The organism is Photorhabdus sp. RM96S (assembly GCF_042879335.1).
GTDB classification, from domain to species: Bacteria; Pseudomonadota; Gammaproteobacteria; order Enterobacterales; family Enterobacteriaceae; genus Photorhabdus; species Photorhabdus kayaii.
The window spans coordinates 1-13,491 of the sequence record NZ_JBHFKT010000064.1; the positions used below are offsets into that span (position 1 = coordinate 1).

Below are 13,491 nucleotides of genomic sequence, written 5' to 3' on the forward strand. Positions count from 1 at the left end.
CTTCAATATTGGAGACGCCGATAAACTGGTTTTTCCTTGATTGTAGTTATCCTGCTACCAATAACAGCATCAATAAATTAACAGACCAATATATCCCTATTGCGGAGGCTATATTGGGTAAATTTGGATGTTAACTGATCTCGACTCCAATCGGGGGATCTATAAACCCGTTGATGACTGAGTTTTGTGACCGACGGAACGGTCACTTTTATGATTTCTCTGTCAGCCATGTTATTACCACAATGTTATTACCACAAATTAAAAAGTCCATTCTTATTTATCTCCCCTTTTGACGAAGTTATTAAAGTTCAGATAGTAATTTAATCATGTAATAGCCCGGTCATCCATTGAAGCAGGAATCCTTTTCAAAGCCCAATATGCTCCGACAATGCTGAAAAATTTATCCGATGCACCGTAAAACCCCATTTAGCAACTGTCTCTTGATCATATTTCATAGATCAAGAGACAGGATGAAGACAGGGCCGTTTTCTGGCGCTCAACATGCTAGTCAACCGAACTTACCCGGATATAGGCATAGTGCATACTACCCTCAATAGTCTTTAAACATGATAAAGATTTGTAGAATACTCTATAAAATTGGCTTTTTCGAGGTTTATAGAGGGTTATTGCCCTGTTTTTCATAAGAATGAAAAGGTATACCTTTATGGATACCGATCACCCTATCTGTTACAGCCATATCACGATGGGTTCAAGTTCTGGTGAATCAAGGTTAAGTCTATTTAATTGGCGGTTTACCTTTAGACGGTTGAATCTGACGGCATCAAGATCATCTATCAATGGACGAATCTTTCTGACCGTTGTCGTTTCATCAGCATGAGCAATGCCAGTGTTTTAGTAGTTTCATCGGCTAACGTCGCGCCGGGCATTCTGTTTCCGGCCAAACAAAAAGGGACGTTAGATTAGAATTTTCGAGAACAGTTTCAATACGGATATCATGAAACCAGTGCTCGAAAAAGTTGTACTCGTAGGTAAAACGGTTACCGGCATCAAATTCAAAGTCATCAAGCGTAATTTTGTAGGGGTCATCAGGAAACCCGAGTCCGCCGGAGTAGGAAATGCCGTAATTTTTGCCATAAATACGGCATTGATGCAGGTGATTATCCTGCCATCCCTGCGCGATCTGAATGATGTAATGAAAAGCCGCTAAAGATGTCTCGCCTGATAGCCTGAATCGGTGCTAGACCATAGGACTGATACCTCCAAGGGCAATTTTCACGATATAGCTTTTCATGGTGAGGTGCCGGATAAAAGCGTGCTTAATTGCTCATTCTATCGCCTATTTAACAAAGTGCCCCACAGAATTTTATGGTCTCACTTCCTCTGGAAGAACCTGAATACGACCGATATAAGGCTTATCCTGAATACCATCATCAGAGTAGTCAGAGGCTGGATCAACTATCACGGTATTTCTGACAACCAGAGAAGAGTCGAGCAATTTATCTACCAAAGTACGCGAATAATCTATCGATGGTTCAACCGGAAAGGTGGGTGTCGTCGGCTGACGTGGGAAAAGCTAAAGCTACTCCTGAAAATGCTGGGTTATCCGTCTCAATGGAGAACACATTCAATGTTCAATTCTCGCTGAATATGTGTGGGGGCACTGGTCTGTCGGGAGCCGGATGCGGTAGTTCCGCACGTCCGATTCTGAGGAGGGGGCTGTCTAGGTGACTAGACAGCTCTACTCAACCAAACCCCAATAAGATTTTTTTTGCCGAAAAATCACATAGTCATCCTTAATATTAATGAATAGTTGATTTTGTTTTTTATTTAAAAAACAATAAGTTATGTTGATTTATTCTGTTTTGATTGATTTGCATTGAATTAGTTATTCTTTTGTTCTTTATCGGTTTTATATATGTTAACACTATTGACAAGTTTTTTATTTGTCCCTAACGTATATTCTGTACGCGACATGTGTGTACAGTGAACAATGATGTGTTTTTTTGAACATTTTTTGCAAACATACAACAGTAAGGAAAATAAGATGGATAAAGCTCAAGAGCTGGAACTGGCTGTAGCTGAACTGAACGCAGAAAACGCCGATGTTGAAAATGAACTACTGCTGGATGTTGCTAGTGGGGTCTCTAATAAAGAGTGGCAAGAATAATACCGTGTGGCCGCAATGCGGCCACCTTTAAATTATAATTGTCAACAACAATTAAAAAAGTATGGATGAGTTTTCTTTTTTGTCTGGTAGCAGGGTCTCAGATGCGCGATTTAACAGGTGGTATTCAAAGCGTTAAAGCTATATCAGTTGATGAATTAAAAGAACGTGACAGCTTATTGATAGATGTGAGGGAAAGTCATGAGTTTGCTAATGGCACGATCCCTGGAGCGTTAACACTGGGACGTAGTTTTCTAGAGATTGAGCTAAAAAAACGTCAGATTGAACCTGAACAGCCGATTGTTCTTTTTTGTTCTAGTGGGCTTCGTTCGAAATATGCTGTATTGGGCCTGACTGCACTCAATTTCGTTAATGTATATTCTCTTGACGGTGGTTTCGAAGCATGGAAAGCGCAAGGTAATCCTGTTGAACAACTCACAATGTTAAGCGAAACCGAAAAAAACCGATATGCGCGTCATCTCTCCTTAAAAGATGTAGGAACTCGCGGACAGCTGAAAATCATGAAATCTAAAGTGCTGGTTATTGGAGCTGGAGGACTAGGATCGTCTTGCTTGCTTTATCTGGCAGCCGCAGGGGTAGGGGAGATTGCTGTCGTGGATCACGATATTGTCGATTTGGGTAACCTGCAACGGCAAGTCATCCACAATGAAACTATGTTGCAAAAGAAAAAAGTTGAATCAGCCTTACATGCGCTACAAGCGTTAAACTCTAGTATCAAAATAAAAGTCATAGATACTGCTATTAACCCTGAAAACATCAAGATTCTGCTGAAAAGTTATGATATTGTCATAGATTGCACTGATAACTTTAATGCTCGTTATACGATCAACGATGCCGCAGTAAAGGCTAATAAGCCATTGATTTCTGCCGCTGTACAACGGTTTTCCGGTCATGTGATGGCGCGTACTCATCCGCATGCTCCTTGCTACCGTTGTATCTATCCCGAAGCGCCGCCAGCAGCGTTGGCACCCTCTTGTTCAGAGAATGGTGTAGTCGGGGTTATTCCTGGTATTTTGGGGCTATATCAAGCGAATGAAGCGTTAAAAGTCATTCTGAGTATAGGCGATATACTGGATGGAAAGTTGCTGAAACTTGATTTGTTGAATAATAAATATCAATTATTAGAAACGAAAAGACGTCCCGATTGCCTGTGTTATAATCAATAAATAATTGAAGGAATGAATATGATTGAGATATCGTTTCCTGAATCTGTCAGTAGTGGTAAACAGATTAATATCGCAGCCAATAATCTTCATGAAATATTAAAAGAAATGCAGGAGCAATACCCCGATATTTTTTATTTGATTGCGACGTATAAAGGAAATAATTTTAAGGTTAAACCTTTTGTTACGTTGTTTATAAATAATGTTATGTCGGTAGAGAGTAATCCTGTATTAAAGGATGGTGATAGGCTGTCCTTTGACATCGCTATTTCAGGAGGGTGAAATGGACGCGAAGCTATTACAAAAGGCCTACGTGTCGCTATTATATAGCGATCATTATCGTATTGCAGATGCTGAAAAAGAGTATGGTTACATTCATTCCACAATGAACGGTGACAGGATAGTAATTGAACGAGCTGCACGTCGCAGGAATTTACGTACCGTGCTTTATGCAGATATGCATTTTGCTCCACATTTTTTTAGTAAGGATTTTTTCCTTGAGCTTGTCAATCAATACTGTGAATCGGACAGCTTCTGGAACTGGAATAGCAGAACTCTGATTGAGAGTTTTTGCTATTTTGTTTGTAAGCACGCAGGACTAAGAGAAGAAGAGAAAATCCTTTTTCTTATCGATGGTATTTATTCTGGTATTTCTACCGGGATGGAAGATTCACCATGGAGTTCTACGATTTCCAGAACTCATGAAAATACTCTTACAGAAGAGATTGATTGTAATCTCTACTTTATGCTGGCTCAATTAAATACAGCCAACTCTCTCAAAGAAATGAATTTTAAAAATAAATCAGCCAGACTGCGCTTTCATAATGAAAATGGCAAAGTGGCATTATCCTGTCGGGAGGCTGTATGAGTGCACGAGTAGGGTTAGGAATTGATTATACACATAGTTACGGTCATAAATTAACTGAATTATTGCAATTAGCACCAAACGGTATCAGTCATTTGTCTGTCGTGGCCATCCCTAATGAAGACGTTGCATATACATTCCGTAATGCATTTTCCCAGTATCCCATGATTCATCATTTTTCTGGAATGGAGCCTGCTGGCATTGATGGGTTACGCCCTGATGTGCTTGTAAAGCAAAATGCCATTAGTAAGATTCTTAAGGCGGTCTGGTGCTTGGAAGATATCGGTATCTGGAATATCGGGCCTTATAACTTACCTTATTTCGCTGCGCCTGTGCTTTGTGAGCCTGTGCTGGCAATGACGATTGAGGGTGTGAAGAAGATTCAATCTGTTTCCAGTATTCCTTTTTCTGCGGAAATACCTTCTTTCAGTATTGCTGCCGGGGATATGGCTTTAGGTAAATTTTTTCATCGGTTGGTTGATGCGACAGGGTGTAACGTTGTTTTAGATATCAGCCATGTATTTTCATACTCCATTTATTTTGACCAACAGCCAGAGGCTGTACTGACTAGCCTGCCTTTGTCCGCTGTGAATGAAATTCACATTGCCGGAGGGAGTGTACATCCAACTCATTCATGGCGATATCGTGATACACATTCAGAACCAATTGTTGACGATGTTTTCCCACTACTGGAACAAGCACTGGCTCAGTGCCCGAATCTAAAAGCTGTGACATATGAGTTAGGAGTGGGTATTACCCCGGATGTGATTCGTACAGACCTGCGGAATATTGAATATGTTTGCCAGCAAATGGCGTTTACCCCTTCGTTCTGAGTAGACAGACAAACTGGGCTGATAATCAAGCTTTTGCAAATAAGGCAATGTATGAAAAACGACAGGACATCTATTCTTCTTATTGATAGTGCTAAAAGAAATCAGTTGATCAGGCTTAATGATGTTACTCAACAGAATGATTTACATAGCCATACCGCCAAAATTGCGAATGTTTTATCGCAAGTTCCTTTTCCATGGACGATGCAAACCTCTTTGGATTTGATTTCAGCTAGCTATTTGGATGCGTTTGAACAAGGATATTTGGGGTTGCGTGCTCATATACAGGAACGCTTTGGTATTTGCCCGATAGAAGCCCATGCTTATTCTCTGGCCGAAAATGAGTATATGGCTGATCTTCATACGTCATTGTCAACCTTCCACGATAAAACTCTGGCCCCTTATATTTTGGCCTCCGTGGGCCATGATTCTGATCGTCAGCGTTTTCCTGGGTCATGCCGTGAAACTATAGGTGTAGCATTATTACGTCATAATGGTGGTATTCCAGGTATGACACCTTTGGGATGGGGCAATATCGAGTTTCTGGTTAAAGAATGTGATTATTCTACCTACGATGAGCAAGGTATGCTGACCACAACAAAAGGTACCTCTGCTGCGGTAGTCTATCTTGCTAGGTTAGCTGGAAAGCTGCATCTATGGCTAAAAAAAGAGCAAATGACTCATGACCGCCATGCATTACATGCAGCAATGATCTACCTGAGCCAGCCATTTCAGGGGAGCTATCTTTTTGATTATTTCCCAGAGCAAGAGCATATGCCTCAGACATGGGTTGTTCCTTTGGAACGTTCTAGGCAGGCGGAAATACTGCTTACGACGGGGGCATCAGGCGACAATGGTCAAATTGCTCTGGTGGCTTCTTATCAGGGATCCATTGCCCGCCAGACACGCCTGACGGCTATGGTTAACGGACAAGAAATTGTAGGGCAAAGAGGTACATTATTAATATCGGCGCAGTTGTCTGGTAATCAGTCCCTCAGTATCACGGTATACGCTACAGGGCAACTTGATCGCATGACGGTGGCATGTCAGAACATGCTGGCAGTGGAATGCGTAGGCTCGCAACCGGTTGTTGCTCCCGACGATGAGGTCATTGTTGGCATATCTGCAAGCCACGATGCCTCTGCCTGTGTGATGATTAACGGAAAAATTCGCTATGGCATTCAGCTTGAGCGCTTAACCCGAGTTAAACGTGACGGGCACCAATACTTAGATACTACCCTAGCTGTAGATTATTGCTTGGATGCTGCTGGATTGACGCGGGAAGATGTGAACTGTTTTGCCTATAACATTCAATCAGCAACGCCGGAGTATATCGGGCTGAACCAGCCAGTTTGTAGCGCAGATTTCTCGCTGTTTGATCCCTTCTCTCCGGAGGTTGTGGTTGTTAGCCACCACTTGTGTCATGCATTTGCTGCCTGGTCAGGGTCGAGATTTTCCAGAGGAAATATTGTGGTAGTGGATGGTTCAGGTGGCAGCGTGGTGGGTCAGAATGATCTATTGATTTCCGGGCAAGAGTTTTCAGAGTACTTAAATGCCGGGCTTAAGGGACAGAAACCGGAATTGCACGTAGTTTCACATTATGCCTTTCGTGAGGATGGGTATACACTGCTAAACCGTGAATATAGTCCGTCGTTTAATATTCGAGCAGGCAGTTACTCACTGGGTGAGGCTTATGCCTCTGTGAGCCAGCTGGTCTTTAACTCTTGGCATGCTTCCGGCAAATTAATGGGGCTTGCGCCTTATGGTATACCGAAATTTGCTGAAGAAATCGCCATTGAAAGCCCGCAGGGTATCTCTTTTGGCTATACTTGGAAGCAGAAATTTAGCGAAAAAGCACGTAACGTGATGGATTACGCGGATCTGGCTGCCTCGGTACAACTGGTTCTGGAAAAAGGGATCTTATCCCGCTTGGAACATTACTGTATCACGAATAGTGAGCCTTTAGTTATGACAGGAGGGGTCGCTCTGAATTCTGTGGTGAACTACAAAGTGCGTCAGAACTTTCACTTGCGCGATTTCTATTTATTCCCCGCTCAGCATGATGCAGGCATTTCCATCGGTGCTGCTAATGCTGCTTATTATAAAAGGCATGCTCGAATTCTTAGCGACGCTTTTAGTCACGATTATCTGGGGAAAATTTACGGTTATGAAGATATTGCCAGTGCCCTTAATTTATTCGCTGACCGGGTGGTCGTGAAGCCCATTGATACCGTCATGCTGGCCGAACGGTTGTATGCCGGGCAAGTCATTGGCTATTACTCTTGCACTAAAGGGGCTGAATTTGGCCCGCGTGCTTTGGGTGCCCGTTCATTGCTTGCCAGCCCTTGTTCGATGGAAAAATGGAAATTTATCAACCGTTGGGTGAAGTTCCGTGAAGATTTTCGTCCTTTTGCCCCTATGGTTACTGCCGAACACCTGAGCCGTTATTTCGAAGGTGAAGGAGACTATAAATATATGCTTGAAGTGTTGCCTGTTCGCCCTGAATATCGTGAGCAGCTTGCCGCTATTACTCATGTAGACGGCTCAGCACGAGTACAAACGGTATCTGCCAGCGACAATGAAGAAATCTATGCTTTGCTGACTGCATTTGGCGAGCGGTCGGGGTTTCCCATCTTGCTGAATACATCGTTTAATGTGCGTGGACAACCTATCGTAGAACAGCCTCAACAAGCGATCGAAATGTTGCTTTCCACTCATATTGATGCGGTAGTATTCGGTGATTATATCGTTGAGCTATCCACCCCGGAGTTTAACACGGAAACGCTTCCTGGACTGTTGCGCCTGAGCCCAGGTTGTCGGTTAAGTGGTATTCTTGAGAAAAACGAGCTGCGTCACATGCTGAGCCATGAATATCAAGGTAGCAATCAGGTCATTACTGCTTCGTTATATCAAGCTCTTCTACGCTTGGTTAGGCAATCGTCTCTAGCGGATACCCAAGCCATATATGATGAGTTAAGCCCCCTGCTCAGAAAAAACATAATGAACTACGTTCGACTGAAGTTTCTGAATATTGCCTGTGATTTTACTGAGAAATCTGAGCATGCAAAACTCTTTCACTGAAGCAGGATTGCGCCGCTACTCGACCCAAGAGGCGCTGAAATTAGCCTTACCAATGCGTAAAAAACTGGGGATCTCGCGCCTGGCTTCTGTTGGCGAATTTGTAGATATTGCCGGAGTCAGTGTAGTAAATGCTGTTCGAACCACATTAAAAAAAGGGCAAATATCAACCACCCAAGGGAAAGGGCGTAGCCTATGTGTCGCTACCTGTAGTGCATTAATGGAGGCCTATGAGCGTCACTGTGCTTGCTGGTGTGATGACCTTATCATCCGTCACGATGCTCAACATGATGACCGGCTCATACTAAGGCTGCTAGGGTTTGATCCGGAATGTGACATCGAAGACTGGGTACCGGGATATGAGTTACAAACCGGGAAAAAGGTCTTGTTACCGGCTGTAGAAGTACAGTTTCCTTATCACGGATCGGATGCACAGCGGGTGAATATACGCGCACATACTTCAGGACTAGCGTGTGGCGGTATCTTAGAGGAAGCTATCTGTTTCGCTATTCTGGAATCCTTTGAACGTAATATTATCTCCCAATTTTACCAGAACTGTTTGTCGAGTATTTGTGCAGATATTATCGATCCGGAAAGCATCAACCATCCGCCGACAAAAACCTTATGGCTGAATCTGTTTGATAAAGGATATGAAAGTTTCGCCTTACGTATTCACGGGGCGATACCGACCTATTATGTGGCTTTATACGATCCTACCAGTATGGGGCCGAAATTTATGATTGCAGGTTTCGCCTCTGGATTCACTGAAACGCAAGCGCTGGATGCCGCTTTAATGGAGGCTGTTCAGGGGCTAGTGGTCAGTTTGCAGGCGTCACGAGAAGATTTGAGTCGTCATCAGAAGAAGTACAACGATAAAAGCTTTTTTAATCATTCACGTTTTTACATGTTGCGTGAATTATTCCACAAACATTATGAAACGGTAAGTATGCCGCTGGCGCAGGATGCCCCAGCAACACTTGCCTCTGCTACCAGACTTTTAACCAGAAAACTGGCGGAAAAAGGGAATGAACACGTTTATATCATAGACTTATCTCTGCCTGAGGTGCCTTTTCATACGGTGAAAGCTGTTATTCCAGGGTTATTTGACTGGCACGTCAATCCGAGAAGGAGACAATAAATCGTGTTATTTGCTCGTAAACAAAAGCCAGTTGTGTTTGGTGGTCCCTCCTTGCTCCGTGACCCACGTTATGACTCAATAATTGAGTTTCGCCCGCCAGTCCAAGCGGGTGACTTACTGGCTCTGTTGGGGAGTGGTAGGCCTGTTCTGATCACGGATGGCCTTTTTGGTAGCAATATGTCGATTACCGTAGTGGAGTGCCTAGATTTTATCAAAGCAGGGGGAATACTACTTGGCAGTTCCAGTATGGGGGCATTGCGTGCCGCAGATTGCTATAGTCAAGGAATGGTAGGGATAGGACAAGTATTTCAGGGATATCTGTTCGGATATTACCACTCTGATGCAGATGTGGCCTTGCGATATCATATGGGGAGTTATCAGGAGATCACCCTTTCTTACGTGCATATAGAACATATTGCTTGCTATCTAATGATAGGGGGGCAGATAAGCGCACTACAAAAACGCCAGATGATGGCTCTGATACGGCGAATCATTTGGTATGAACGTTACATTGATCTGGTTATTAACGCCATGCTTAAGGTTGCTCCGTATTTAGACGTAGCGAAGTTACGTTCTTTATTTAAAGACGATGCTATGCACCCTAAAAAACAAGATTCCAAGTTAGCAATCGATTATTTAGTGAAATTTTATTTGGCAAGATGTGAGTAATAAGTAATGAAAAATCAGAATTGGTTAAAAAATATTGGCTACCTGGATAGTACATTTCGTGCAATGCAATCAACATCAAACCAAATGAGTCATTTATTGGTTGGGGCTTTGGGAGGCATGTTTGGTGCTGCAGTCTCATTACGTGTTTCCATCGCATTTTACTCATCTCTCTTCTTGGAGATTCCTTCCGGATTGCTGGCTGATCGGTTAGGTCATTTTAAAAGTGTTGCCTTAGGAAGTTGGTTTACTACTATTGCTCTGCTCGCACTGTATTGCTCGCTTGCAACTACAGATAATATCGATGCGCAAATTGCACTGCTTATATTCAGCTCTTTTTTAAGCGCCATAGGGATGGCTTTGATTTCTGGTGCTTATCAGGCGATGTTACAGGATCTGATTGATTACCAAATCGTTAAACATGGTGAAGAACATACTTTACGCACCAAGGCAATCCTGCTTTCTCAACGGTACGGCAAAGAAATAGTTTCTATCGTTCCGGTTCTTTTTTTACTGGTTTTGTTAGTGCTTTACCGAATGATCGGACATGCTGAAACCATGTTATTTATTCCGGCTGCGATGTTTATTTGCCTTGGAATATGGCTATGGCGTTTTCCTCAAATGAATGGTATGCATGATCATCACGCAAAACAGGGCATACATATCGCGCGTAAAAGCATGTTGCGTCATTTTATTACGCATCTGCGTGGGTTATCTCATTCCCAATGGCTGACTTTACTGAAACTTTCTGTGGTAATCATTTTCCTGAATTTTTCCATGGTTCATGTTCACACTTATCTCATGGTTTCTGAATTCAGGGAATACAATATCATGGAAGTTAAAATGATTTACCTAGTCCCTCTGTTTTTGTTTATTGCATCGTTTGATGTGGCTCACTATGTTAAGGGTATGATAGTCCCACGTGTAGCAGCAAAATTCTCAGATAATTCGATGATTATAATTTCTTTCGTCAGCCTGATGCTACTCTCGGTGTTTTGCTACCTTCTTTACCTCTATGTTAATGGTATTTTCGCATTGATCCTATACGTCCTGTTTTTTAGGGCTACCGTCACTATTGGTCAGGACGTAGCGATCAGTAATTTTCTTGCTCGTTTACCAGAGGAGATTCGAGCACTTTCTCTGAGCCTTGTGATGAGTACTGTGATTGTGTTATATGGGGCATATTCTGTTTATTTAACCTTTACTGGTACTGGTGCCGAACCAGCGCAATATGTCTTGCTGGAAATAGCTGCTATTGCATTGATAGGGGGAATTTTTGCGTTTTACCTGAAAATTGCTCCACAAACAGATACCAAACATTCTGAGTTGCAACCTCTTAATTAAACCACTGTAAGGAATGATGTGTCATGCAAGCAGGCAAAATAAGACTTTTCTCCACAGCCAGAACTGACGTTTATGTTCTGACCGAAGACTTTGCTCCAGCACTGGAGTTTTTTTTACTCAAAAACAAAGACAACTTTGCACCGTATGAACCTTTGCGTTCTCCAGAGTTCTACACACGCAAAAATATTACACAGCGTATTGCTGATGTATGGCCAGATTATCAGGCTAAAAAATGTTTGCTGCTGGTGTTTACCCTCACAGGCAAAGATGAGGTGGTAGGAAGTGTCAATTTCACTAATTTCGTATATGGGGTTTTTCAGGCCGGTTATTTGGGTTTTTCTCTTGATCTACACCATGAAGGTCAGGGACTGATGTCAGAAGTAATAGCAGCAGCATTACCTTGGATACGCCAGCACTATGGACTTCATCGTATTATGGCAAACCATCTGCCGGACAATGAGCGCAGTAAAAAAACACTCTCTAGGCTGGGGTTCATGCAGGAGGGTTTTGCCCGTTCTTATCTAAAAATTAATGGTAAATGGCAAGATCATGTCCTTAATTCGTACGTGTTTGAAAACTAAGGAGGTAGATCAGTGAGCCTTCATACAACACAACATTATTTAAAGCAAGCGCTGTCAGAATTGGTTGTTCAAACGCGTGAGCTTTATGGGTCGGGTACAACAACACGACTTGAAAAATTTTTTTCTGGGTTGACTGGCGAGCAGCAGAATAAACCGAAACATTCTCAACAGAAACCGCGCTTGATGTTTTTTCCAGATATGAACAATGGGCCATGGATTGAAGCAGATAGCACAGATGTGACATCGCAAGTCGCGACACTGCTTGAAGAACATTATCATACAATCAAGTCGGAGTTCATGGCAGCAGCAGAGCTCTTAACAAGTTATACTTCGCGCACTCTTTTCAAAAACCTTGGTGATAATGACTGGTCATCTATTTCATTGTGGAGCAGGGGAAAATTTAGTGATAAAGCCATTCACTTTCCTCAACTGCAAGAGGTGATTACTCAGCTTGAAGGCAAACTCTTTCCTTGGCGTGGTGAGATTTCTTTCATGAGGCTGAAAGCCGGTAGCTATTTACCGGAACATTATGACTGGACCAATGTACAGATCACCTGCCATCTCGGTATCAATATCCCTGAATACTGTAGTTTGGTGGTTGCGGGTGAGGAACGTCATTGGGAAGAAGGTAAGGCTATCTTTTTCGATCACAGTTTTTTGCATAGTGCTTATAACCACTCGGAACGTGACAGGGATATTTTGCTGATTAATTTATTACACCCTGAACTTACTCCAGCTGAAGTTTATGCTGTCACAGAACTGGGTATTGTTCTGGCTAATGTATCAGAAAGACAAAAATAATCTTTTATGGTTTTAGCATTTGCTGAGGAACCAAAGGCGGCGCTTACTTTCAGCTTGTTAACAACACTGGTAATGCTGCAATTGTCGACCATGCGGTTGGCCTAACGATAAATGATAAGCCTGTGCCACGAGGCACTGCAATTAACCTAAAAGATCCCCAATATAGTCCCAGAGTAGCAGGTGATAACGCTATCACGCTAAAGGTGGAATTGGACAGGGAGGGCCAATTCTTACTTACTACCTATCCTAATAAGGCTATTTTATTTGCCATTTTGAACCTGGGCAGTGCTCACTGTTCATTGATAAGAATGGCCTGCAACAATTACGCCTATTGAGATAGGCACTTACGCAATACCAAACCAGACATTTTCAGGTGAGTCAGTGAAAAGATTGATGACAGCAATGATAGTGACCGGTCTGTTAGGTTGCCCGGTTACTTCCGCGCAGGCGGAAGGGGTGGGGATCAATACTACCCGCATTATCTATCCAGCGGATAGCCGCGCGACAACCGCCTCAGTGAGCAATACTAGTAAAGAGGTGGTCTATTTAATACAGGCGACAATCAGCTCTACTTCTGCGGGAGACAAAACCGCCCCATTTCTGGTGACGCCTCCCCTGTTTCGTATGGAACCAGACAGCCAGAATCAGGTGCGCATCGTCAAAACTGGTCCGTCGCTGCCTATCGACCGGGAATCGCTGTTCTGGTTTACGGCGAAGGTCATTCCGTTAAGCTCTGAATCCGATAATCGCTCCCAGCGGAATGTCTCCGGCGGAATACCAGTGAAAGGAAACTTAATGAAATATTTAAAATTATTCGTGTTGCGTGTTGGTTTTATGGTTATTGCTGCCACGGTTTATGGTCATCAAGGGGTACAGGCT

The 13,491-nt window shown here is 42.9% G+C and carries 14 protein-coding genes and 1 pseudogene; 14 read left to right on the forward strand and 1 reads right to left on the reverse strand.

Annotated elements, in window-relative coordinates:
• Positions 1-664 precede the first annotated feature (664 nt).
• Positions 665-838, forward strand: a complete 174-nt coding sequence (locus ACGF49_RS23075) for a hypothetical protein (RefSeq protein WP_229015646.1) — start codon at positions 665-667, stop codon at positions 836-838.
• Between the two features lie 30 nt (positions 839-868).
• Here ACGF49_RS23075 and ACGF49_RS23080 read toward each other — a convergent pair whose 3' ends face one another.
• Positions 869-1,150, reverse strand: a complete 282-nt coding sequence (locus tag ACGF49_RS23080; protein WP_316250774.1) for a hypothetical protein — start codon at positions 1,148-1,150, stop codon at positions 869-871.
• Between the two features lie 186 nt (positions 1,151-1,336).
• On the opposite strand from ACGF49_RS23080, the pseudogene ACGF49_RS23085 reads away from it, so the two are divergent.
• From ACGF49_RS23085 to ACGF49_RS23145, 13 genes and pseudogenes are all read left to right on the forward strand, one after another.
• A pseudogene (locus ACGF49_RS23085) lies at positions 1,337-1,606 on the forward strand (group II intron reverse transcriptase/maturase); the annotation flags it as partial.
• 399 nt (positions 1,607-2,005) lie between these two features.
• Positions 2,006-2,128, forward strand: a complete 123-nt coding sequence (locus ACGF49_RS23090; RefSeq protein WP_262405148.1) for a hypothetical protein — start codon at positions 2,006-2,008, stop codon at positions 2,126-2,128.
• 101 nt (positions 2,129-2,229) lie between these two features.
• Entirely contained in the window at positions 2,230-3,312 is a 1,083-nt protein-coding gene (moeB, locus tag ACGF49_RS23095; RefSeq protein WP_158536566.1) for a molybdopterin-synthase adenylyltransferase MoeB, read from the forward strand.
• An 18-nt stretch (positions 3,313-3,330) separates the two neighbouring features.
• A complete protein-coding gene (locus ACGF49_RS23100) occupies positions 3,331-3,591 on the forward strand; it encodes a MoaD/ThiS family protein (protein ID WP_113042624.1) in 261 nt (86 codons plus the stop codon).
• 1 nt (position 3,592) lies between these two features.
• Entirely contained in the window at positions 3,593-4,177 is a 585-nt protein-coding gene (locus ACGF49_RS23105; protein ID WP_113042626.1) for a hypothetical protein, read from the forward strand.
• Complete coding sequence (locus ACGF49_RS23110) at positions 4,174-5,007, forward strand: DUF692 family multinuclear iron-containing protein (protein ID WP_113042628.1); 834 nt, start codon at positions 4,174-4,176, stop codon at positions 5,005-5,007. Before ACGF49_RS23105 ends, ACGF49_RS23110 begins: the two co-directional genes overlap by 4 nt.
• 51 nt (positions 5,008-5,058) lie before the next feature.
• Positions 5,059-8,085 (forward strand): carbamoyltransferase C-terminal domain-containing protein, encoded by a 3,027-nt coding sequence (locus tag ACGF49_RS23115; RefSeq protein WP_113042630.1) that lies wholly within the window; start codon positions 5,059-5,061, stop codon positions 8,083-8,085.
• Complete coding sequence (locus tag ACGF49_RS23120; protein ID WP_113042631.1) at positions 8,066-9,220, forward strand: YcaO-like family protein; 1,155 nt, start codon at positions 8,066-8,068, stop codon at positions 9,218-9,220. The genes ACGF49_RS23115 and ACGF49_RS23120 overlap by 20 nt, the downstream gene beginning before the upstream one ends.
• Before the next feature lie 3 nt (positions 9,221-9,223).
• The gene (locus ACGF49_RS23125) at positions 9,224-9,889 is read left to right on the forward strand and encodes a TfuA-like protein (protein WP_113042633.1); all 666 of its coding nucleotides are present in this window, start codon (positions 9,224-9,226) and stop codon (positions 9,887-9,889) included.
• A gap of 6 nt (positions 9,890-9,895) precedes the next feature.
• Positions 9,896-11,230 (forward strand): MFS transporter, encoded by a 1,335-nt coding sequence (locus ACGF49_RS23130; RefSeq protein WP_113042634.1) that lies wholly within the window; start codon positions 9,896-9,898, stop codon positions 11,228-11,230.
• A gap of 23 nt (positions 11,231-11,253) precedes the next feature.
• Entirely contained in the window at positions 11,254-11,811 is a 558-nt protein-coding gene (locus ACGF49_RS23135; protein WP_113042635.1) for a GNAT family N-acetyltransferase, read from the forward strand.
• Positions 11,812-11,823: 12 nt separating this feature from the next.
• Positions 11,824-12,612: an aspartyl/asparaginyl beta-hydroxylase domain-containing protein gene (locus ACGF49_RS23140; RefSeq protein ID WP_113042637.1), complete on the forward strand. Its 789-nt coding sequence runs from the start codon at positions 11,824-11,826 to the stop codon at positions 12,610-12,612.
• 381 nt (positions 12,613-12,993) lie between these two features.
• A partial coding sequence (locus ACGF49_RS23145) for a molecular chaperone (protein ID WP_387492977.1) occupies positions 12,994-13,491 on the forward strand: 498 nt, incomplete at its 3' end.